Annotated in this window: 21 protein-coding genes and 4 tRNA genes; 10 read left to right on the forward strand and 15 right to left on the reverse strand. The window is 55.5% G+C overall.

The features are described from left to right. Positions 1-50: 50 nt before the first annotated feature. Complete coding sequence (locus ACUN8C_RS08450) at positions 51-650, reverse strand: hypothetical protein (protein WP_445621764.1); 600 nt, start codon at positions 648-650, stop codon at positions 51-53. Positions 651-887: 237 nt separating this feature from the next. On the opposite strand from ACUN8C_RS08450, the gene ACUN8C_RS08455 reads away from it, so the two are divergent. From ACUN8C_RS08455 to ACUN8C_RS08480, 6 genes are all read left to right on the forward strand, one after another. After that, complete coding sequence (locus tag ACUN8C_RS08455) at positions 888-1,388, forward strand: hypothetical protein (protein ID WP_445621765.1); 501 nt, start codon at positions 888-890, stop codon at positions 1,386-1,388. A gap of 70 nt (positions 1,389-1,458) precedes the next feature. After that, positions 1,459-2,076 (forward strand): CBS domain-containing protein, encoded by a 618-nt coding sequence (locus ACUN8C_RS08460; protein WP_445621766.1) that lies wholly within the window; start codon positions 1,459-1,461, stop codon positions 2,074-2,076. 246 nt (positions 2,077-2,322) lie between these two features. After that, entirely contained in the window at positions 2,323-3,021 is a 699-nt protein-coding gene (gene queC, locus ACUN8C_RS08465) for a 7-cyano-7-deazaguanine synthase QueC (protein WP_445621767.1), read from the forward strand. Positions 3,022-3,023: 2 nt separating this feature from the next. Beyond that, complete coding sequence (queE, locus tag ACUN8C_RS08470; RefSeq protein ID WP_445621768.1) at positions 3,024-3,668, forward strand: 7-carboxy-7-deazaguanine synthase; 645 nt, start codon at positions 3,024-3,026, stop codon at positions 3,666-3,668. Beyond that, complete coding sequence (locus ACUN8C_RS08475) at positions 3,668-4,516, forward strand: 6-pyruvoyl trahydropterin synthase family protein (RefSeq protein WP_445621769.1); 849 nt, start codon at positions 3,668-3,670, stop codon at positions 4,514-4,516. The genes queE and ACUN8C_RS08475 overlap by 1 nt, the downstream gene beginning before the upstream one ends. After that, positions 4,513-4,815: a YkgJ family cysteine cluster protein gene (locus ACUN8C_RS08480; protein ID WP_445621770.1), complete on the forward strand. Its 303-nt coding sequence runs from the start codon at positions 4,513-4,515 to the stop codon at positions 4,813-4,815. The genes ACUN8C_RS08475 and ACUN8C_RS08480 overlap by 4 nt, the downstream gene beginning before the upstream one ends. A 63-nt stretch (positions 4,816-4,878) precedes the next feature. Here the strand turns inward: ACUN8C_RS08480 and ACUN8C_RS08485 are convergent, their stop codons facing one another. From ACUN8C_RS08485 to ACUN8C_RS08535, 11 genes are all read right to left on the reverse strand, one after another. Then, positions 4,879-5,883 (reverse strand): NADP-dependent oxidoreductase, encoded by a 1,005-nt coding sequence (locus ACUN8C_RS08485; protein ID WP_445621771.1) that lies wholly within the window; start codon positions 5,881-5,883, stop codon positions 4,879-4,881. 109 nt (positions 5,884-5,992) lie between these two features. Next, positions 5,993-7,831: a SurA N-terminal domain-containing protein gene (locus ACUN8C_RS08490; RefSeq protein WP_445621772.1), complete on the reverse strand. Its 1,839-nt coding sequence runs from the start codon at positions 7,829-7,831 to the stop codon at positions 5,993-5,995. 213 nt (positions 7,832-8,044) lie between these two features. Then, complete coding sequence (hupB, locus tag ACUN8C_RS08495) at positions 8,045-8,317, reverse strand: nucleoid-associated protein HU-beta (protein ID WP_086622767.1); 273 nt, start codon at positions 8,315-8,317, stop codon at positions 8,045-8,047. 173 nt (positions 8,318-8,490) lie between these two features. Next, complete coding sequence (gene lon, locus ACUN8C_RS08500; protein ID WP_445621773.1) at positions 8,491-10,908, reverse strand: endopeptidase La; 2,418 nt, start codon at positions 10,906-10,908, stop codon at positions 8,491-8,493. Positions 10,909-11,063: 155 nt separating this feature from the next. Further along, positions 11,064-12,353 carry an ATP-dependent Clp protease ATP-binding subunit ClpX gene (clpX, locus tag ACUN8C_RS08505; protein WP_086622765.1) on the reverse strand — a complete coding sequence of 430 codons (1,290 nt, stop codon included), beginning with the start codon at positions 12,351-12,353 and terminating at the stop codon, positions 11,064-11,066. A gap of 66 nt (positions 12,354-12,419) precedes the next feature. Beyond that, positions 12,420-13,040: an ATP-dependent Clp endopeptidase proteolytic subunit ClpP gene (gene clpP / locus ACUN8C_RS08510; RefSeq protein ID WP_108843493.1), complete on the reverse strand. Its 621-nt coding sequence runs from the start codon at positions 13,038-13,040 to the stop codon at positions 12,420-12,422. Between the two features lie 91 nt (positions 13,041-13,131). Next, the gene (tig, locus tag ACUN8C_RS08515; protein ID WP_445621774.1) at positions 13,132-14,478 is read right to left on the reverse strand and encodes a trigger factor; all 1,347 of its coding nucleotides are present in this window, start codon (positions 14,476-14,478) and stop codon (positions 13,132-13,134) included. A gap of 279 nt (positions 14,479-14,757) precedes the next feature. Further along, positions 14,758-14,832 (reverse strand) — tRNA-His (locus tag ACUN8C_RS08520). Between the two features lie 60 nt (positions 14,833-14,892). After that, positions 14,893-14,967: transfer RNA gene (locus tag ACUN8C_RS08525), tRNA-His, on the reverse strand. A gap of 46 nt (positions 14,968-15,013) precedes the next feature. Next, positions 15,014-15,090: transfer RNA gene (locus tag ACUN8C_RS08530), tRNA-Arg, on the reverse strand. 65 nt (positions 15,091-15,155) lie between these two features. Continuing rightward, positions 15,156-15,232 (reverse strand) — tRNA-Pro (locus ACUN8C_RS08535). 208 nt (positions 15,233-15,440) lie between these two features. Between ACUN8C_RS08535 and folD the strand changes: the two genes are divergently transcribed. Further along, on the forward strand, positions 15,441-16,298 hold the full coding sequence (gene folD, locus ACUN8C_RS08540) for a bifunctional methylenetetrahydrofolate dehydrogenase/methenyltetrahydrofolate cyclohydrolase FolD (RefSeq protein ID WP_108843491.1): 858 nt from the start codon (positions 15,441-15,443) through the stop codon (positions 16,296-16,298). Between the two features lie 108 nt (positions 16,299-16,406). Here folD and cysS read toward each other — a convergent pair whose 3' ends face one another. Together cysS and ACUN8C_RS08550 are read right to left on the reverse strand one after the other, a co-directional pair. Next, entirely contained in the window at positions 16,407-17,783 is a 1,377-nt protein-coding gene (gene cysS / locus ACUN8C_RS08545) for a cysteine--tRNA ligase (protein WP_445621775.1), read from the reverse strand. A gap of 14 nt (positions 17,784-17,797) precedes the next feature. Next, positions 17,798-19,477, reverse strand: a complete 1,680-nt coding sequence (locus tag ACUN8C_RS08550) for a glutamine--tRNA ligase/YqeY domain fusion protein (protein ID WP_445621776.1) — start codon at positions 19,475-19,477, stop codon at positions 17,798-17,800. Positions 19,478-19,683: 206 nt separating this feature from the next. On the opposite strand from ACUN8C_RS08550, the gene ACUN8C_RS08555 reads away from it, so the two are divergent. Further along, a complete protein-coding gene (locus ACUN8C_RS08555) occupies positions 19,684-20,181 on the forward strand; it encodes a peptidylprolyl isomerase (protein WP_445621777.1) in 498 nt (165 codons plus the stop codon). A gap of 65 nt (positions 20,182-20,246) precedes the next feature. Next, complete coding sequence (locus ACUN8C_RS08560; protein WP_445621778.1) at positions 20,247-21,002, forward strand: UDP-2,3-diacylglucosamine diphosphatase; 756 nt, start codon at positions 20,247-20,249, stop codon at positions 21,000-21,002. 58 nt (positions 21,003-21,060) lie between these two features. Here the strand turns inward: ACUN8C_RS08560 and ACUN8C_RS08565 are convergent, their stop codons facing one another. After that, positions 21,061-21,678: a tRNA-(ms[2]io[6]A)-hydroxylase gene (locus tag ACUN8C_RS08565; protein ID WP_445621779.1), complete on the reverse strand. Its 618-nt coding sequence runs from the start codon at positions 21,676-21,678 to the stop codon at positions 21,061-21,063. Between the two features lie 371 nt (positions 21,679-22,049). On the opposite strand from ACUN8C_RS08565, the gene ACUN8C_RS08570 reads away from it, so the two are divergent. Next, on the forward strand, positions 22,050-22,628 hold the full coding sequence (locus ACUN8C_RS08570; RefSeq protein WP_445621780.1) for an outer membrane beta-barrel protein: 579 nt from the start codon (positions 22,050-22,052) through the stop codon (positions 22,626-22,628). Positions 22,629-22,786 lie beyond the last annotated feature (158 nt).

Genomic DNA, 22,786 nt, shown 5'->3' on the forward strand with positions numbered 1-22,786 from the left:
TCTTTGGGAAGAGGCCCTTTTTTCAAGGGAGATTGCCCCGGACATCAGGGTCAGGGCTGTGGCTGCCAGCCGGTCGGGTCTTCGCCCGGCGTATTACTGGCGACCTTTTCCAGACAGGACTGCATTTGATCGGCAACCGCTTCAAACCCCTGGCTTGCCTGAAGGGGTGCGGCGCTGCTCCAGGCGCCAATCGGGGCAAACTGATTATCCTGCCCGGTGCTCGCTTCACCGAGACGGTCGAAATAATAATAGTTGGCTTCCGGCAGACGCTGAATATCCAGCCGATAGGCCAGATCACGTCCCTCGTAGTGCGTGACGCCAGTAACGCCCGACACTTCGTTATTGCCATCATCGGACATGCCATTAAAGGCCATCTCATCACTCTGGTCTGTCAACTGACGCAGCTTTCCGGCTGCAAGAGTGACCTGACGCTGCTCAACGCTTGCATTCAGACACTGCTCAAGCTGCATGGGCGTCACTTCCGTGTAGGGCCTGCGTACCGCGAAGGACCCCAGATAGTTGCCATCCGCTCCCTGCACGGGATGAATCTCCCGGCTCTCGGAGACCTGATCATCCACTATATATTGCCCGGAGACGCACCCTGTCATCAGGGTCAGCGCGGCCACGCCCATCCATGTCTTTGTCATCATCTTGGTTTGCTTCCCACGAGTGTCAGTCTGTCAGATTCTTTGATTGTAACGGATGGCGGGCCGGTCTGCCTGATACGCCATTACGGCAATGGCCCTGCAGCGGGGACAAGTCATCGCTGATGGTGCATCATTCGATTTTAGCGCCGTGACAGGCCATATTTTATTGGCCGGGCTGGCGAGAAGCGCTGTGTATCGGCAAGATAGCCCCCGACACTATTATTGGCCGCGAAAACAGGGATGGATGTGACTTCAATCTTAGAGGAATACCGGCACTGGCAGCGTTTTTCCAGACAGGAAAAACTGGATCAGGAACATCGCGGCGCCGTGCAAAAGCTTGCAAAGTCAGGCGCCATGGCGACAAGGATGGCGGCCTCTTACAAAAGCATGGCCGAGCGGGCCGCCGCTGAAGGTGCCTGCTACCGTACGCTGTTCAGCCGCCGTCAGGACAACGGTGAAGAACTGGCCTGCGAAGGCTGGCTTTTCGTACGTCGCGTCATCTCGGAAGGTGGCACTACCCGAGTCAGGGCTTCCCTGCTTGAAACCTTTACGCTGGAACACGGGGCCATCACTCCAGGGTCAAGGCCGGCCAACGCGGTGACGCTGGATATTTTTGATGAGCTGTTGGTCAAAAACACCATGCAACTGGGCTGTCGGGTCGATCGCAGCGATGATGATCGCGATACCCGTTTCATTACCTTTGTCGATGCGGTCCGGGGCGATTTAAAGGCCCATCTGTAATCGAGTCATGCCGGTTTCGGTCTTTCATGTTTGAGTAAAATGCCTGACAAGGCTTGCACAGGAGACGCTCATGAACACTACCCCTACGCCCTACAGTCCTCTGCCTCTCAAGGAAATGGACAGCGTCACCAGCATCTGTCGCCCGGGCCACCATACGGCTTCTGCCTCGCTGAACATGGACAGCTCGGCGCTGGCGCTGTTGACAGACTTCCAGCAGGTCCGTGCCTTCACTGTCTCGTCGGAAAGCGGCGTTGATGATGCCCTGCAGACGATGAAGCAAAACAACATTCACATGCTGCTGGTGCTCAACGATCAGGGCGAGTTTACCGGTGTGATCAGCGCACGCATCCTGTTTGGCGGCAGCGCCGTGACACGCGCCATGCAGGAGCGTGGTATTGCCAGGGCAGATGTGACGGTCGACATGATCAAGCTGGCACGTGAAGACATGCACTCCATCGACTACGAGCGCATTGAACGCGCCACGCTGGGCGATCTGGTGCAGACCCTGAAAACGTCAGGAGATCGTCATGTGCTGGTGACCGATCATGATGAACATGGCGGCCTTCGTATCCGCGGCGTGATTTCTGCCCGCGAAGTCAGTAACGCACTGGGGGTTAATCTGGATCATCCGCCCGAAGCCCACAGCTTCTCGGCCATTCGCTCGGTCGTACTGGGGCACGATCTTTAAATGCCCTTCAAACACAGGGTCGCTTTTCGACCCTGTGTTTACTGATGGTGCTTGCTCGTCCCGTTCGTCATTAACGCCATTTCTTCCAATATTTTGCCCGTCACTCCTTTGTGTAAACAGCACACCAAAGATAACGGTATAAAATATATTGCTGACACACTCCCGGTTTGGCGTTAGAATGCCGCCCCTCATTCGCCCGGACCGGATCCCGGGCGTCGATTCCCATCGGCAAAGAAATTCTCCGTCATGACATTACAGAACGCATCACGCGCCGTCGTTATCTATTCCGGCGGCATGGACTCCTACACCGTTTTACATCGCGCCCTGCGCGAGGGGTATGACGTTCACGCCCTCTCCTTCCATTATGGTCAGCGCCATGCGCGCGAACTCGATGTTGCAAGTCAGGTCTGTCAGACTTTGGGCGTTGCGCATCAGGTCGTGGATATACGCGCCATTCATGGACTTATCGGTGCTTCGGCCCTGACCGATGCCAGCCAGCCCATGCCGCGGGCCGATTACGCCGAAGACAACATGAAGGCGACCGTCGTCCCCAACCGCAACATGATCCTGCTGTCTCTGGCCATCGGTCATGCCGTTAATCTGGAAGCAGAGATCTGCTATTACGGCGCACACGGGGGCGATCATGCCATCTACCCTGACTGTCGCCCCGAGTTTGTGGCGCGCATGAACGATGTTGCAGCGATTGCCAACTATACGCCCGTTGAAATACGTGCCCCCTATCTACATGCCAGCAAGGACGACATCCTTGCCGAAGGGCTGCAAATGGGCCTTGATTATGCCCATACATGGACCTGCTATCTGGGTGAAGCGCTTGCCTGTGGCGAATGTGGCAGCTGTCGCGAGCGTCTTCAGGCCTTTGCATCACAAGGCCTTGTGGACCCGCTGCCCTATCGCAGCCAGACCAGCCTCACGCGGGAGGTGTAGCCATGTACAGCGTCAAGGAAGCGTTTTACACCCTGCAGGGTGAAGGCGGTCAGGCCGGACGTGCTTCGGTGTTCTGTCGTTTTACTGGTTGTAACCTGTGGTCCGGGCGCGAGAAGGACCGTGCCAGCAGTATCTGCCGCTTTTGTGATACCGATTTTATCGGCACCGATGGCCAAAATGGCGGTCGCTTTCGAACGGCCTTTGAACTGGCAGACCATATTGCGGCCCTGTGGCCTCGGAGTGACGATCACGCGCGCCCCTACGTGGTCTTTACTGGTGGGGAACCCCTGCTCCAGCTGGACAGTGCCCTGATTGAGGCCATCCATGAGCGTGGTTTTGAAATCGCGGTGGAAACCAATGGCACGCTGCCGGCCCCTGAGGGTATCGACTGGCTCTGCGTCAGTCCCAAGGGGCGCGCCGAACTCAAGCAGCTGTCCGGCAATGAGCTCAAGCTCGTTTATCCGCAGGCCGATGCGCTCCCCGAGCGTTTCAGGGCGCTCGAGTTTGACCACTTTTTTCTGCAGCCCATGGACCTTGCCCCTCGCGGTGAGACAGGCAATACCATGGCCGACACGGTGGCGTATTGCATGACCAACCCGCAGTGGCGCCTTTCCCTGCAGACACACAAGATTGCAGGTATTGATTGATGATTCTTTTCGTAAACGCGCTCAGCGCGCTGGATGTGTCCATCTGGTGTCCACAACGAGGCCTGGTCGGCGCCAGCTACCATATCGATGTTGAGCTGGAGGGGTCGCTGGGTGAAGACGGCATGCTGTTTGATTTCGGGGATGTCAAACCCTGGGTCAAGTCACGTATCGACAGCACCGTGGACCATACCCTGCTGGTACCTACCAAGGCACATGACATCACGGTCATTGAGTGCAATGAGGGGCTTCGCCTGCAGACCCGTCATCCGTGGCCCATGGAGCTACGGGCACCACGCCAGGCCTATACCCTGCTGCCCTGGCAGCAGATCACCCCGGAACGGCTGGGGGACTATCTGTCCGCGGAGCTTTCCCGGCGCCCGCCGGCGCAGGTCGAAAAAATACGCGTGACCCTGCGGGAAGAGCCCCATGAGGCCGGCGGCTACACGTACAGTCACGGCCTTCGACGTCACAAGGGCAACTGCCAGCGCATTGCGCATGGTCATCGCTCCCGTCTGGCCATCTGGCATAACGGGCAGCGCAGTGAAGCGCTCGAAACACAGTGGTCACAGCGTCTTGAAGATATCTACCTGATTGATCGGGCCGATCTGATGGATACAGACAACGATATGTATCATGTTGGATATGAATCGGCACAGGGGCGTTTTGCGATACGGCTGCCACAGGAACGGGCCGAAATTCTGCCGACCCCCACCACGGTCGAACAGATTGCCCACTGGATGGCGCAGGAGATCGCCTCATTGCATGGTGGCAGTGTTCGAGTGCAGGCTTTTGAAGGGATCGACAAGGGTGCCGTGGCCACCGCACATGGTGCTCGGGACCTGACATGAGCATGAGTGATGGGCTACATGGTGTGATCGCGACAAGCCAGCAGACCGGGTGCCGCCCGGGCTGCGGCGCCTGCTGCATTGCGCCCTCCATCAGCTCTGCAATACCCGGCATGCCGCAGGGCAAACCGGCAGGCATTCGCTGCATCCAGCTTGATGATGACAATCTTTGCCGGCTTTTTGGTGATGCTCGCCGACCGAAGGTCTGTCACGACTTCAGTTATGACCGCGAGCTTTGTGGCCATACCCGAAATGAGGCGCTTCACCATATTGCGCTGCTTGAAGCAGGCAGCACGCCGTAAAACAACTGAACCCGCACACGGCGGGTTCAGTCATGGCATCAAGTGCCCGCAAGTAGCCAGAGATCAGTCCAGCCTGACCAGCATCTTGCCCTGATTGCTGCCTTCAAACAGGGCCAGGAAAGCATCCGGAGTTCGCTCCAGCCCTTCTTCCACGGTTTCGCGATATTCGATGCTGCCATCGGCCACCAGCGGACCCACCTGCTTGTAGAACTCCTGTTCGTGTCCCTTGATCCATTCATAGACAATAAAGCCCTGCATGCGCAGACGTTTGGTCAGCACGGCGGCAATATTGGCCGGCCCCGCAGAGGGCGCCGATTCGTTATAGCGTGAAATCATGCCGCACACCGCTATGCGACCGAAATCATTCATGACATCCAGAGCTGCCTCAAGCATGGGGCCGCCCACGTTTTCGTAATAGACATCGACACCCTGCGGTGCGGCTTCCTTCAGGGCCTTTTTGATATCATCAGCACTCTGGTGGTGATCGACGGCCTTGATACCGCGCGCTTCAAGCCACTCACGCTTTTCCTGGCTGCCGGCACTGCCAATGACCGTGCACCCTTTCTGATGCGCCAGCTGTGCTGCCAGCGAGCCCACGGCGCCGCTGGCAGCCGAAATCAATACGGTGTCAGACGACTTGAGTTCGGCAACAAGGGTCAATCCGGCCCAGGCCGTCATCCCCGGCATACCCAAAACGCCCAGAAAGGCCTGCGGCGGTACATCAATGTCCGGCAGCGGCTGCACCTGATCACCATCAAGCTGCGCCACATCGCGCCAGCCACCCATATGAATGACCCGATCGCCTTCCTTGAGCGTATGGTGACGTGATTCGATCACCTCGCCGAATGCCCCACCCTGCATGGGTTTATTCAGCTCAAAGGGCTCAATGTACGTTTTGGAACCACTCATGCGCCCGCGCATGTAAGGGTCCACGGAAAGCCAGTGATTGCGAACACGCACTTCCCCTTCCTGTAGCTCGGGCAGTTCCTGTGTTTCAAGCTGAAAAAGAGACCGCTCGGGCAGACCCTCGGGATACTCACTGATCGTAAAATAGCGTGACTGGGTCATAAAACGCTCCTGCATGCCCTGAAAGGGGTGCCAACAATGAGGTGAATAAATCACCAGATATAAAAAAAGGCGCAACACGAGTTGCGCCCTGAGAAAGATAGCAGACTATTTAATTTGTCGAGATATCGGCATGGTTACGAATTGCATCTGTCATGACGCTGATCGTTTGTCCTGCCTGGGCATTCCAGAGGCCATCCGACATGGCCGAGACCTGATCGTCGCTGACATCGTCGTCCACATGATCGATGGCAAAAATCACCTGTTTCTCATCTGTGGCGGCATGACCATACCCTGGCTGACCATCATGCGGCTGCGGCATGCCGAAAGCTGCATTGACCAGATCGGCAGAGAGATCCCCCTGCCCGTCACGCGTCATGCCACTGACCTTTTGCCACTCAAGTCCTTTGGGAGTGTCTCCACGACGAAGGGCCACCAGCATTTTTTCAGCCTGGTCGGCAAGTGCCTGACGACGTTTTTCCTGAAGTGCCGAGCCCCTGACCTGGTCACGGACCTCATCCAGCGCCAGCGTAGTGGCCGGACGATGTTCGGTGACACGCAGCACCACGCGGCGATCCTGACCCAGCTCTACAGGCTCGCTGTTGTAGCCATTGTTGAGAACGTCATCGGTAAAGGCAGCATCCATGACACCGGCTTCACCCAGCACGGCATTGTCATCCTCGAACTCATCATCCCGTGACACCCAATCGGTGTGCTTCAGCGGCAGCTTCAGACGGTTGGCAACTCCCTTGAGGTCATCGGCCGAAAAGCTTTCGTCACTGAGCTGCTGGGCAAGCTGCTGGAAGCGCTCGTCATGCTGCTCCTGTCGAACCTCTTTGGTGAGCTCATCGCGCATGTCATCAAAGCTTTCGATCGCGATGTCATCAACACGGATGATATGAAAGACACCGTCGCTTTCCACGCCCTGAGATACCTCACCCGGTGCCATGGAGGCAACGGCCTCATCAAAGGGTTGGCCAAAGATGCCTTCACTGACGGCGCCCATTCGACCGCCCTTGTCGGCACTGGACGGGTCGTCAGAGTACTGTTTGGCCAGCTCGGCAAAATCCCCACCCTTTTGTAGGCGGGCTTCAACGTCGTCAACGCGTTGTTGCGCCTGCTCACGCGTTCGCTCTCCACCGAAGGTCACTACAATGTCTGACACTTCACGTGGGGCTGTCGCACGGTGCTGCTCATAGCGCTGGCGCAGCTGCTGCTCATCCACGGGCTGATCATTCTCGGGCAGCTGGCGACGATCGAGCACAACGTATTCAAGCTTGACCTCTTCAGGACGCTGATAGGCTTCCTTGTGGGCATCGTACCAGGTCTGCACTTCCTTATCGCTGACGTTGACCGGCTGCTCGAGCGCGCTGTCATTCAACGTGGCATAACGAAAATCGCGTTTTTGATAGCGAAGCTTCGCCAGATGCCTGATTTCCGAAGGCAGCAGGAAAGTACCTGTAATCAGGCCATTTTGAAGCTGCTGGGTAAGCATGTCTTCCTGAAGCTGGCGACGAAACTCTTCAGGGGTATAACCGGCGCTACTCAGCCTTCGCTGAAAGAGCTCGGCAGAAAAGTGTCCGCTGCTGTCCTGAAACTCCTGTCGGTTGACCAGAAGCTGATCGACCTGCTGATCTGAAAAGCTCATGCCACCCTCTCGGGCATACTGCTCGATGGCCGTACGAGTAATCAGGGAATCCAGAATGGCTCGTCGCGCTTCATTTTGCTGTTCAGGCGGTACGCGCCCTGAGCGTACGGCGCGCTGAACCTCAGTATCTAGCGTCTGACGGCTGATTTTCTCACCATTGACAGAAGCAGCTTCGTCACGCTGGCTACCATTGAAATAGCTCAGTAACGACTCTGCGCCAAATAGCGTAAATGTCAGCGCGATCAGAGCCACGATTATTCTGGCGATCCAGCCCTGTGCCCGATCTCTGATCTTTTGCAGCATGCAGCAGGCCCTTGAAATTGATGGATGATGGAGGGGTGTGGCGAAGGATTATAACGACACATGACGCAAACCGACACGCCATAAGCCGGGATCTGACTGAAGTCACTCTCAGTCCGGACCTGCCCATAAAAAAACGCATCGTTTTCACGATGCGTTTATTTCATACAGGGAAGGCACTTAAAAACAAGCCTTCCATTGCAGCTAACACCGCTATCAGTTGACAGCGTCCTTCAGCGCCTTGCCGGCCTTGAAGCTGGGCACGTTGGCAGCGCTGATTTCAATGGTCTTGCCAGTCTGCGGGTTGCGACCAGTACGTGCAGCCCGCTCCTTGATGCTGAATGTTCCGAAACCTACCAGTGCCACGGAATCACCCTGCTTAAGGCTATCGGTAACGGAATCGATCATGGCATCTAAAGCCCGACCGGCCGCTGCCTTGGGAATATCTGCAGAAGCAGCAATAGCCTCAATCAGCTCGGATTTATTCACTCTTCACCCCTTGACTATAACAATCGTTGCTAGGATTAAGCGCGGCAATCGAACAGCATACGCAATCATAACGAGCCGCATTTTATATCAACGACCATAAATACCGTCAAGCAATGTTGGCAACAAAGCCCGTCATTTCAGGCTTTGCCGGCCAACATTTATCAAAAATAACCCTAATGAGTATTTACAGACGCTTGAGAAGTATTTTTTTCTTCTACCCGAGTCTCTTCAAAATCGTCATCGCCCTTTTGTACCAGAGCAACTTCAAGGACTTCATCGATCCAGCGCATGGGTCGAATATCAAGTGCATCCTTGATGGCATCAGGGACTTCCTTGAGATCGCGGCGATTTTCTTCAGGTATCAGTGCAATCTTTATACCACTGCGTCGGGCGGCCAGCAATTTCTCCTTGAGGCCTCCTATCGGCATGACTTCACCGCGCAGATTGACCTCACCTGTCATGGCAACGTCGGCGCGCACAGCCCGATTGGTATAGGCAGACACCATCGCCGTGACCATGGCGATACCGGCACTCGGACCGTCCTTGGGCGTGGCCCCTTCCGGCACGTGGATATGAAGGTCTTCCTTCTCAAACCGTTCGGGGTCGATTTCAAACTGGGCAGCTCGCGAGCGCACAACCGTATGCGCAGCGCTGACCGACTCCTTCATGACATCACCCAGGGAGCCTGTCTTGTTGACACGGCCCTTGCCCGGGGTAACCACGGACTCAATGTTGAGAATCTCACCACCCACAGACGTCCATGCCAGACCGGTCACTCGACCCACCTGAGGGGCCTGATCAACCAGACCGTAGCTAAAGCGCCTCACACCAGCATAGCGCTCGATGTCGGCGGCTTCCAGGTGCTGAGCCTCCGTCTGGCCAACCTTCGAGACCTCGTTACCGATGCGCTCGCGCAGCACCTTGCGCGCCACCTTGGCAATCTGGCGCTCAAGCTCGCGAACACCCGCTTCACGAGTGTAGTAACGAATAAGTTCAAGCAGTGCTTCATCTGTCAGCACCAGCTCATCCTTTTTCAGACCATTGGCCTTGAGCTGCTTCGGAGCCAGATACCGTCTGGCGATGCCAAGTTTTTCGTCTTCCGTATACCCCGGGATACGAATGACTTCCATGCGGTCCAGAAGCGGGCCGGGAATATTCATCGAATTCGCAGTACAGATGAACATGACATCCGAGAGATCGTAATCCAGCTCCAGATAATGGTCGCTGAACTTGTCGTTCTGCTCGGGATCCAGCACCTCAAGCAGCGCTGAGGAAGGATCACCGCGGTGGTCCATACCCACCTTGTCGATCTCATCCAGCAGGAAAAGCGGATTACGAACGCCGGTCTTGCTCATGCGCTGCAATACCTTGCCGGGCATGGAGCCAATATAGGTGCGTCGATGACCGCGAATCTCGGATTCATCACGAACGCCGCCCAGTGCCAGTCGCGTATATTTGCGGTTGGTCGCTCGGGCAATGGACTGACCCAGCGATGTCTTGCCAACGCCGGGAGGGCCGACCAGACACAGTACCGGCCCCTTCAGCTTGCGCACGCGCTTTTGCACGGCGAGATAGTCAAGAATGCGCTCCTTGACCTCTTCCAGCCCATAGTGATCTTCTTCCAGCACCTGTTCGGCATGAGCAATATCATGGCGAACGCGAGTCCGCTTTTTCCAGGGAACTGCCAGAATCCAGTCAAGATAGGAACGCACTACCGTGGCTTCAGCAGACGCCGGCGCCATCATCTTGAGCTTGTTAAGCTCCTGACGGGCCTTCTCTTCGGCCTCGGCCGACATGCCGGATTCGGCGATCTTCTGCTCGTACTGATCCGCCTCGTTGGGCGTATTTTCAAGCTCACCCATTTCCTTCTGGATGGCTTTCATCTGTTCATTGAGATAGTACTCGCGCTGGGATTTCTCCATCTGCTCCTTGACCCTGGAGCGGATACGCTTTTCTACCTGCAATAGATCAATCTCGGACTCGATCAGCGTCATTAGATGCTCAACGCGATCACGAACCTTGTCCATCTCGAGCAGGGACTGCTTGTCGCCAATCTCAAGAGACAGATGAGCACTAATGGTATCAACCAGTCGGCTGGCATCCTCGATGCCCTGAAGCGAACTCAGCACCTCATTGGGCACCTTGCGAGAAAGCTTCACATATTGCTCAAACTGATCGAGCAGCACACGTACCAGAGATTCCTGCTCGCGCTCATTGAGAGGCTCGCTTTCTCTCAGGGTAACACTGGCCACCGGATAGCCATTTTCTTCATCACCGTCATCAACATCCGTGATGTCAGCACGAGAGCTGCCTTCGATAAGCACCTTCACGGTACCGTCGGGTAGACGCAGCAGCTGCATCACACTGGCAATGGTGCCGATGTCGAAAAGATCTTCAACTTCGGGATCATCCTGACCGGCGTCACGCTGAGCGACCAGCAATACCTGCTTGTCCGACGCCATTGCCGCTTCCAGGGCACGAATCGATTTCTCGCGACCCACGAACAGCGGTATGACCATCTGCGGGTAAACAACAACGTCTCGCAGCGGCAACAGGGGTATGTTTAACGTCTGTGCGGGGTTACGCTCCATCGCAGACAACCTCGAATCTTGTGTGTGGGCCGCACGAAGCGACTTTGATGGCATCAATATGGGGATGACGGCAGGAATTACAACCGCTTACCGGACAGGAGTCTGACATGACTGGGGGGCCATGGCGGCCCCCCGGTCAAGCGTCATCTTGCTGACTATCGATCGTCGCCAACGACCAGCTTGCTTTCCTGCTGGTTGGCATAGATCAGCAACGGTTTGCTGTCGCCATTGATGACAGTCTCATCGATGACCACCTTGACAACATTCTCGGCGGAGGGGATTTCATACATGGTATCCAGCAGTACGGATTCCAGTATTGAACGAAGCCCACGAGCGCCCGCTCTTCTTACCATGGCCTTGTTGGCCACAGCCTTGAGCGCATCCTCACGGAAGTCCAGCTCAACGCCTTCCATTTCGAAAAGGCGAACGTACTGACGAATGAGGGAGTTCTTGGGCTCGGTGAGAATCTGAATCAGCGCCTGCTCATCAAGCTCATTGAGCGTTGCGATGACCGGCAAACGGCCGACAAACTCCGGGATAAGTCCGTATTTGACCAGATCCTCGGGCTCAACGCTTGCCAGGATATCGCCAACGCCCTTGTTGGTATCCTTGCTTTTGACCACAGCGTTAAATCCGATACCACCACGCTCGGCACGATCACTGATGACCTTGTCCAGCCCGGCAAAAGCACCGCCAACGATAAACAGGATATTGCCGGTATCAACCTGCAAAAATTCCTGCTGCGGGTGCTTGCGCCCACCCTGAGGGGGCACGGAGGCAGTGGTACCCTCAATCAGCTTGAGAAGTGCCTGCTGCACGCCTTCACCTGACACGTCACGTGTAATGGAAGGATTGTCCGACTTGCGCGAAATCTTGTCGATTTCATCAATATAGACAATGCCACGCTGTGCCTTTTCTACATCGTAATCGCATTTTTGCAGGAGTTTCTGGATGATGTTTTCAACATCCTCCCCTACATAGCCGGCTTCGGTCAGCGTTGTGGCATCAGCAATGGTAAACGGAACATTCAGCAGGCGAGCCATTGTTTCTGCCAGCAGCGTCTTGCCGCTACCGGTCGGACCGATCAGCAGAATATTGCTCTTGCCCAGCTCAACGCGATCATCGCCTTTTTGCTGACCTACCTTTAAACGCTTGTAGTGATTATATACGGCAACGGAGAGCACCATCTTGGCGCGGTCCTGACCGATCACATAATCATCAAGCGTGTTGCGAATTTCCCGCGGAGCAGGAAGACGCTCGTCGTCGGAAGACGCTTCGGACTCCACGACCTCTTCGCGAATGATGTCGTTGCATAGATCAACACATTCATCGCAGATGTAAACAGAGGGTCCAGCGATCAGCTTGCGTACTTCATTCTGGTTTTTGCCACAAAATGAACAGTAAAGCAGCTTGCCGCCTTCGTCCTTGCCTTTGCCGTCAGCCATTCGCGTACCTCTTGAAGATGGCGGCGCACTGGCACGCCATCATGGTCAGACTCTGAATCAACGCTATCAGGATACCGGGCGATGTGCCAGCGTTGCGTCGATCAGGCCGTACTCGACAGCCTGCTCGCCGTTCATGAAATTATCGCGATCGGTATCACGCGCAATCTTGTCGATATCCTGCCCGGTATGATGCGCCAGAATTTCGTTAAGACGCTGCCGAATCGTCAGGATTTCACGCGTATGAATTTCGATATCGCTGGCCTGGCCCTGGAAACCACCCAGCGGCTGGTGAATCATCATGCGTGAATGCGGCAGACAGTAGCGCTTGCCTTCTGCGCCACCGGCCAGCAGCAATGCACCCATGCTGGCGGCCTGACCGATGCAGACCGTTGAAACATTGGGCTTGATAAACTGCATGGTGTCATAGATCGACATGCCGGCAGTCACTGAACCACCCGGAGAATTGATATAGAGATGAATATCCTTGTCAGGATTCTCCGACTCCAGAAAGAGCAGCTGTGCCACAATCAGGTTGGCACTATAGTCTTCGACCGGGCCAACAAGAAAAATGACACGCTCCTTGAGCAGGCGGGAGTAAATATCGTAGGCCCGCTCGCCACGTGCGTTCTGCTCCACCACCATGGGGACCAGCCCGCCAGCATTGGTAATATCAGACTCGCTTCTCATGTAGCAACCTTACAGTGATGTGGGCCAATGATAGAACCCGGCTTTCGCCGGGTCCTGACTGCCAGCCTGAGTATGGCTGTGACGCCAGATATCAGCCGGCCTGCTCTTCGGTTTCTTCGGCTTCGTCAGCTTCTTGCTGTTGCGCGGCCTGAAGTGCTTCCTGATAACTCATGGGCGTCTCAACGACATTTGCCTTTTCCAGCAGACTGTCGATGGCCTTGCGTTCCAGCACAGCAGATTTCACCTGATTTTTCATCTGCTCGTTGCTCATGTACTGCTCGACAACCTGTTCAGGCTGTTCAAACTGACCGGCCTGCTCTTCGATGAAGGCACGAATTTCGGCATCATCAGCATCCAGTTCGAAGTGGCTGACCACCTCTGCCAGAAGCAGGCCAACTTCAACGCGACCACGAGCCTGCTCGGCAAACAGCTCATCAGGCAGCTGAGACACGTCGAAATCATCGCCCAGACCGAACTGCTGTGCGGCCTGACGCTTGAGACCCTCGACTTCCTGAGAAATGAGAGAGCTGGGTACCGATACTTCGTTGCGCGCCTTGAGGGCATCAATCAACTGCTGACGAACACGATTGTCGATCGCGTTATCCAGCTCGCGCTGCATATTGTTGCGAATCTCGGTACGGAAGCTGTCGCTGTCGCCATCTTCAACGCCAAAGCGGGACATGAACTCGCTGTCGATTTCAGGAAGTTCCTGAGCCTGAACCTTGTGCGTTTTGGTCTTGAAACGCGCTTCCTGACCTGCCAGATGTTCGGCCTGGTAGTCTTCGGGGAAGGTAACCGTCACTTCCCGCTCGTCTCCAGCCTGAACACCGACCAGCTGCTCTTCAAAGCCGGGAATAAAGCTGTTGGAGCCCAGCACCAGCTGATGGCCTTCGGCGCTGCCGCCTTCAAAGGCTTCTTCACCGAGGAAGCCTTCAAAATCGATGGTCACCTGATCGCCATCAGCTGCCGCACGTTCAACGTCGTTCCACCGGGCATTCTGCTTGCGCAGTGTCTCGATCATCTCATCGATATCGGCATCGTTGATCTCGGCTTGAGGACGCTCGATCTGCTCGTCTTCAGGCAGCGTCAACTCAATGGAAGGATAAACTTCCAGAGTTGCGACAAACTCAAGGTCCTTGCCCGCTTCATTAACGGTGGCTTCCAGTGAAGGATAGCCCGCCGGGTTAAGCTCGTTTTCGGTGATGGCGCGCACATAATGCTGGCGCATGACTTCATCAACGACTTCATTGCGTACATCACGACCAAAACGCTGGCGAACAACGCTCATGGGGACGTGCCCTGAACGGAAACCATCCAAGCGTACACGACGAGCAGTATCCTTGAGTCGCTCATCGACATTGTTGTCCACTTCTTGAGCCGGGACCTGAACGGTTACGCGACGCTCGATCGGTGAAGTCGTTTCGACTGAAACTTGCATGAATGATCCTCTACCCACTCAGGTGGCGTGTTCGAAATAAAAAACTCAAGGGCGCAGATTTTAAGAACCCCATCAGATGCTGGCAAGCTCGAAGCCTTAATTGGCACCGATTAATACGATTTCAAGGGGAAAATTGGAATTTCTTTACTCACTGAACGTCAGTAAACCACTCCGATTCCCGAACAACCCTTCGACAGATGACACGCAAAGCAAAAGGGCGACCCCACAGGGCCGCCCTTTTCAATGCAAACACTGACAATCATCAGTGTTTAAAAATAATGGGGTGGATGATGGGTATCGAACCCACGACCACCGGAACCACAATCCGGGGCTCTACCACTGAGCTACACCCACCATTTTAAACACAAACACTTTAGATACATACACTGCCAATCCAGCAGTGCTTAAAAATAATGGGGTGGATGATGGGGATCGAACCCACGACCACCGGAACCACAATCCGGGGCTCTACCACTGAGCTACACCCACCATTACTTTTTTTGACTTCACTTGCAGCAAGATGCTGCACTTCAATTGGCGCGCCCAGCAGGAATCGAACCTGCAACCTACGGCTTAGAAGGCCGTTGCTCTATCCGATTGAGCTATGGGCGCATTCTATTGACCGTGGCTTTTGCTGTCAACCTGCGATCCCAAAAACCCTACTGAAATCAAAAGGTTGGTCGGGATAGAGGGATTTGAACCCCCGACATCCTGCTCCCAAAGCAGGCGCGCTACCAGACTGCGCTATATCCCGATACGCCAGCACCTCTGCCGAGGCCGCTGCCAATGCGAGGCGCATTTTACCTGATAACCGGACGGGGTCAAGCATAACTTGTCAGAGAGTGCTTTCATGGCTTTCGTCGACCCTGCAAAGAACATTCATTGACTGCACCCGGCGGGATGCGACAATTGCAGCACTAATGAGCGAAGCTCGCTTGAATCGTCACCAGGACAGAATATAGATGAGTGCACAGTTGATTGATGGCAAGGCCACGGCACAGAAGGTGCGTGAAAGAGTTACCCAGCAGGTGGCCGAACGGCGCCGGGAAGGTAAAAGAGTGCCTGGTCTGGCTGTGGTACTGGTAGGCGATGACGCAGCATCAGAGGTTTATGTCCGCAACAAGCATCGCGCCTGCGAACAGGCCGGCATCCTGTCATTTCAGCACCAGCTTCCGGCAGAGACCACACAACATGCGCTGGAAGCGCTGATAGATCAGCTCAACGCGGATACCAGCGTGGACGGCATCCTGTTGCAACTGCCCCTGCCCGGTCATCTGGATGCGCGCCCCCTGCTTGAGCGCATTCACCCCCACAAGGACATTGACGGCTTTCACCCCTATAACCTTGGCCGTCTGGCACAGCGCATGCCCACCCTGCGTCCGTGCACCCCGATGGGCGTCATGACACTGCTGAACGAACACCAGCTTGATGTGCGAGGCATGACAGCCACCATTGTTGGCGCCTCCAACATTGTTGGTCGCCCGATGGCGCTCGAACTGCTACTGGCAGGCTGTACCATTACCGTATGCCATCGCTTTACACGCAACCTTCAACAACATGTTGAGAGCGCAGAATTGCTGATCGTGGCGGTGGGCAACCCGAATCTGGTCAAGAGTGAATGGATTCGCCCGGGCGCCATCGTGATCGATGTCGGCATCAATCGCACCGCTGACGGCAAACTGACCGGCGATGTGGAATTTGAAGGCGCCAGGGCGCGCGCGTCTCATATCACTCCGGTGCCGGGCGGGGTCGGTCCAATGACCGTAGCCTCACTGCTTGAAAATACACTGATGGCTGCCGACCTGCACGACAACAGCTGAGCAAGGCCGACCTTGTTATATCGGCCCATCGGACATTAAAAGGCCCCGCCAATGGCGGGGCCTTTTAATTGGGCTCAGGACCCTTTCAAACCGGATCCCGCGTCGCCGCTACAGGGTCTCGCTGACCCATGTCGTGCCTTCGCGACTGTCCTTCAGGATAATGCCCTGTGCCGCCAACGCATCGCGAATGCGGTCGGCTTCAGCAAAATCCCGCCCCCGGCGCGCTGCATTTCTCGCTTCAATCTGACCAGCAATATACTTGTCATCGATATCGGACGGTACTCCCTGGAGAAAGTCTTCAGGCGAACGTTCCAGAAGTCCCAGAATATTGCCAAGACGCACCAGTTCGAAGGCCAGAGCCCCGGCCTGAATGGCGTCATCGCGATGACGATTGACCTCACGTGCCAGTTCGAACATGACGGCCAACGCCTCGGGCGTATTGAAGTCATCATTCATGGCCTGGGTAAAACGTGCATCAAAATCACCACTGACCTCGCCTTTAACGACCTTCACACCCTCCAGCGCGTTATAAAACCGCTCCAGTGAACGTCGGGCGTCCTTGAGGGTGTCAGGGGCGTAATTGATGGCGCTGCGATAATGACTGGCCACAAGGAGGTAACGCACCACTTCAGGATCATGCTCCTTGAGCACGTCACGCACCGTGAAAAAGTTACCCAGCGACTTGGACATCTTCTCGTTATCAACACGCAGGGCCCCGGCGTGCATCCAGGTGTTAACGTACTTTTTTCCGGTCGCCGCCTCGCTTTGAGCAATCTCGTTTTCATGGTGAGGAAAGGCAAGATCCGGTCCACCACCATGAATATCGAAGGTATTGCCCAGACAGCAGGTCGACATGGCCGAGCATTCGATATGCCAGCCCGGCCGCCCTGCTCCCCACGGCGATGGCCAGCTGGCCTCACCCGGTATGGCGCTTTTCCAGAGCACGAAGTCCAGCGGATCTTCCTTGGCCTGATCGATATCGACCCGAGCGCCGGAACGCATGTCATCGGGATTGCGATTGTTAAGCGCACCATATTGCTCGAAACGGCGAACGCGATAGAACACATCGCCGTTATCGGCATGGTAGGCGTAGCCACGCTCGATCAGCGTCCTGATCATGACAATGATGTCATCGATATGTGCCGTAGCACGCGGCTCCTGGTCCGGCGGCAACACGCCAAGCCGGCGCTCATCTTCATGCATGGCATCGATCATGCGCCCTGTCAGCGCCTCGATCGATTCATCGTTATCCCGGGCGCGAACCAGAATCTTGTCATCAACATCGGTAATATTGCGAACGTAGGTCAGGCCATAACCGCTGGTACGCAGCCAGCGGGTAATGACATCAAATGCCACCAGCATGCGCGCATGCCCAAGGTGACAGTAGTCATAAACGGTCATGCCGCAGACATACATGCGCACATTGCCGGCATCGATGGGAGCAAAGACTTCTTTCTGACGCGTCAGGGTGTTGTAAATCTGCACGCGGATACTCCCCTTCAGTTTGTCTTGTTCTGTGCCTTCGCCCAGCCATCCTTGAGGCTGACCGTACGATTGAAGACCAGCCTGTCACCGCTGTGATCATGGCGATCGGCACAGAAGTAACCAACACGCTCGAACTGAAAACGCTGCTCGGCGCCAGCCTGTGCAAGCGAAGGCTCGCCAATGCCATAAACCGTTTCGAGGGACTGAGTGTTGAGGTGCTCAAGGAAATCAACGTCCTTGTCGCGGTCCGGTGCTTCGACCTGAAACAGGTTGTCGTAATTACGCACTTCAACCTCGACACCGTGACGAGCACTGACCCAGTGGATGACCCCTTTCACCTTGCGGCCTTCCGGGTTCTGACCCAGCGTCTCCAGATCGACACTGCAGTGCAGTGCTTCTATCTCGCCCTGCTCGTTTTTGATCACATCATCACAGCGAATGACGTAGGCATTGCGCAGGCGCACTTCCTTGCCGGGCGCCAGACGGAAGAACTTCTTCGGCGGCTCTTCCATGAAATCCTCATGGTCGATCCAGATTTCACGATTAAGCGGCAGTTGACGCATGCCCATGTCTTCGCGTGCCGGGTGGCCGGGCACTTCAAAGATCTCTTCATGATCTTCGGGCAGGTTGGTCAACACGACCTTGAGCGGCTTCATGACACACATGGCCCTGGGGGCGTTGTCTTCCAGATCCGAGCGAATGGCGTGATAAAGCATCTGAATGTCGACAACACCGGACGCGCGGGAAACGCCAACCATGTCGCAGAATTTACGAAGCGAGGCAGGTGTATAGCCACGACGGCGCATGCCGGAAATGGTCGGCATGCGAGGATCATCCCAACCGTCGACAACGCCCTGATCTACCAGCAGCTTTAACTTGCGCTTGGAGGTAACGGTATAATTAAGATTGAGACGCGCAAATTCAATCTGCCGCGGGCGAGCCGGTACTGGAAGATTGTCCAGAAACCAGTTGTAGAGCGGCCGATGGTCTTCAAATTCCAGCGTGCAGATGGAGTGTGTAATGCCCTCGATGGCATCAGACTGCCCATGCGTAAAGTCATAGGAAGGATAAATCTTCCACTTGTCACCGCTCTGGTGATGCACGGCATGACGAATGCGGTAAAGGGTCGGGTCGCGCAGATTGATATTGGGTGAGGCCATATCGATTTTGGCACGCAGTATCTTCTCACCTTCTGCGAACTCACCGTTTTTCATGCCCTCGAACAGGGCCAGGTTCTCTTCAACGCTTCGATCACGCCACGGACTGGGCCGACCGGGCTCTGTCAGCGTGCCGCGATATTCGCGCATCTGTTCGGCATTGAGATCGTCGACATAGGCCAGTCCATCGCGAATCAGCTGGCAGGCCCATTCATGAAGCTGGTCGAAATAGCTGGAGGCATAACGCACCTCACCGCTCCACTTGAAGCCAAGCCACTCGATGTCTTCACGAATGGCATCGATGTAGACCTGCTCCTCCTTTGCGGGATTGGTGTCGTCAAAGCGCAGATGACACTGCCCACCGAGCTGCTCGGCAAGGCCAAAATTGAGACATATCGACTTGGCATGACCGATGTGCAAAAAGCCGTTGGGTTCGGGCGGGAAGCGCGTCACGATGGTATCAACGCGCCCCTGCTCGATCTCTTCACGAATCTGTGTACGAATGAAATTCGGTGCGCTGGTGCTTTCTGAGCTCATGGGGCGTGATCAGACCTTGTTGACAACGGATACCGGCAGGCGCGGTTTCGCCTGCCCGGACAAAGCCGCTATTATAGCGTGAGCGCCCGGGACCATGCCATGCAGGTATCAGTACCGACGTCACGAGTAAGCGCCAGCCCGATGCGCGACACTCCTGCGTAGCTGCCCTGAAGCTGTCCTTTTATTGCTTTTTCAGAGAATTTTTCATGATCATTTTGTCTACCAGTGCCGGCGATATCAAAATCGAGCTTTTCCATGACAAGGCGCCCGAGACGGCGGCCAACTTTGAGCGTTACGTCCGTGAAGGCCACTATGACAACACGCTTTTCCACCGCGTGATTGATGGCTTCATGGTCCAGGGCGGCGGATTTGATACCGACTTCTCTCAAAAGCCGGTTCACGAGCCTATCAAGAACGAAGCCGACAACGGCCTCAAAAACGCCCGTGGCCATCTCGCCATGGCCCGCACGGGTGACCCGCACTCGGCAACGGCCCAGTTTTTCATCAATGTGGCCGACAATGACTTTCTGAACCATACCTCTCCTACCCCTCCCGGCTGGGGCTACTGCGTCTTTGGCCAGGTGATTGAAGGCATGGACGTCGTGGACAGCATCAAGGGTGTGGCCACTACACGCCGCCATGGTCACGCCGACGTCCCCGCAGAAGACGTTGTCATCGAATCTGCTCGTCTGGTCGATGCCTGATCCGATCACCGGACAATAATGTTTCAGGCGCAGCACAACACTGCGCCCTTCAAGCAGGAGAGGTCATGACGACACTGTTTATTGCCGATCTGCACTTGCAGCAGGACGCTCCGGAGCTGACCCGCGCATTTCTGAACTATCTGGAATATCGTGCCCGGGATGCTCATGCGCTCTATATCATGGGCGATCTCTTTGAAAGCTGGATCGGCGATGATGCCATCGGCGAATTTGAGCAACAGATCATTGATGCCCTGCGCCGCTTCAGTGACAGCGGCAGACATCTATATGTCATGCACGGCAATCGCGATTTTCTGCTGGGTGAGCATTTTGCCGAACTCACCGGTGCCGTACTGATCGATGATCCCGCCATCATGACCATTGATGACAAGACACCTGCCCTTTTGATGCATGGCGATAGCCTTTGCACACAGGACAGTGAGTACATGCAGTTTCGCGCCATGACGCGTGATCCGCAGTGGCAGCAGAAAACCCTGGCCCTGCCGGTGGAACAGCGCCGTCTGCTGGCAGATCGCATGCGTGAAGGCTCAGGCAGTGCCAATGGCAGTAAATCCGATGACATCATGGATGTCAGTCAGGATGCCGTTGAAGACATCATGCAGCAGTACGATGTTCGCACGCTGATCCAGGGCCACACACATCGCCCTGATGTGCATGACCTGTCCCTGCAAGACGGTCAGAGTGCCAAACGCTACGTGCTGGGTGACTGGCATCATGGCAGGGATGAAGGCTGGGAGATTCGCCTGGACGACACGACCCTGACGCTGTCGAGCTTCCGTCTTTCGAAACTATCTCAAGACTGACAAAAAAGACGCCCCGTGATGGGGCGTCCTTTATCTGACAGCCATCCTGCGCAACCTGTCAGGCAGCAGCCGGAACACCGCTGTGAAAGCGAAACTCGCTATCCGGCGACTCGATCAGCGATCTTTCAACCTCGCCAAAAAACGCCACCCGCACATCGATGGGCTCATCGGCATACTGTGCGGCCAGCTCAAGATAGTCTTCAAAATGTCGGCCTTCGGATTTCACCAGGCTGCGATAAAATTTCGCCAGCGTGTCGTCAAGGTGAGGGATCAAACAGGCAAAACGCTCACAGGAGCGTGCCTCGATATAAGCGCCCACGATCAGTACATCAATCAGCCTTCCCGGCTCCTGCTCTCGAACATGCTCACGCAGGCCCTGCGCGTAGCGTGACGCCGACACGTGTTCATAGGCAATGCCACGCTCGCGCATCAGCGTGACGACCTGTTCGAAATGAAGCAGCTCTTCGCGCGCCAGCTGGGACATCTTGGTCAAAAGATCTGCACGACTGGTATAGCGATACATCAGGCTCATGGCCGTGGAGGCTGCCTTTTTTTCACATTGGGCGTGATCGATCATTAAAAGACGCTCATTGCCAAGCGCTGCATCCACCCACAGCTGGGGAGTTCGGCAAGGGAGAAAGTCGAGCAGTTCGGCAGGCATCAGGTCGTCAGACATATCAAAACCAGGCAAGAGGACACGAGAATAAAGGCGATACTGTGGAGGCAGAACCGCTAAGAAAGACATTGTACTGATGAATTGTACCGGTGAAAGGATGAGCTTCCCCACTGTCAGTACGTCTGGAAACGCAATACGGACCGACGCCGGGCGAAAACGCAGACTGTTGCTATACTGTCAGCCCGTATTGAGTAGAAATTTTTGCAAACGTCGTCATCGAACAGACTGATGCATTCTAGTCTTTACGTGAATCGATTCTCATGCTAAAAATGTTTTTGAAAACACTGTTCGAGTAATAACAGCTCACCGAATCGATTTTGTCATGGAGCAGGACGCTCCAGTCAATAAAGGTTTCATGCAAGGAGATCATCATGAAAAAATTCGCACTTTTCGCAGCACCGCTGTTCGCCTCTTCCCTGGTCGCCGCTCCGATGGCCATGGCTGACACCAACTCCGGCATCTATTCAGGTGTTGGCGTGGGTAGCGCGCAGGTCCATGATGCTGACGTCAACAGCTTCAGCAGTGGCAACCTGTCAGGCGATCGCATCACTGACAACAACGACACTGCTCAGAGCGCCTTCGTTGGTTACAAGTTCAACGACTGGTTCTCTACCGAAATCAACTACGCCGATCTGGGTGACATTGATTACGGCACCGATCAGGGTAACGGCCGTTACCAGACCAAGGCCTACAGCCTGAGTGCCATCGGCGAGCTGCCCCTGTTCTACGGCGTATCCGGCTATGCACGCGTTGGTGCTGCTTACTGGAAGGCCAATGCTCAGGAAGGTCCGGCCAGCAACCAGTACGGCACTGACCCGGTTTACGGTCTGGGCCTCAAGTACCAGTTCGAAACCGTTCCGGTCTTTGCACGTGCTGAATACACGCGCTATGACATGGACAGCGACTACAAGATCGACGCTGCCATGGCTTCGGTTGGCGTACAGTTCTAATCGACGATTGTCGAAAGGTTCTGAACAAACGGCACCTTCGGGTGCCGTTTTTTTATGGGCCACTAAGCCGGCATTAAAGACGATCTGTCAGTAAAGGCTTTATCGGTTACAGCTGCTGGGACCGTCAGGCCCTGGCATACAGGCCCTCTGACCTGCCT

The sequence above is a fragment of the Kushneria sp. Sum13 genome (genome assembly GCF_052692355.1).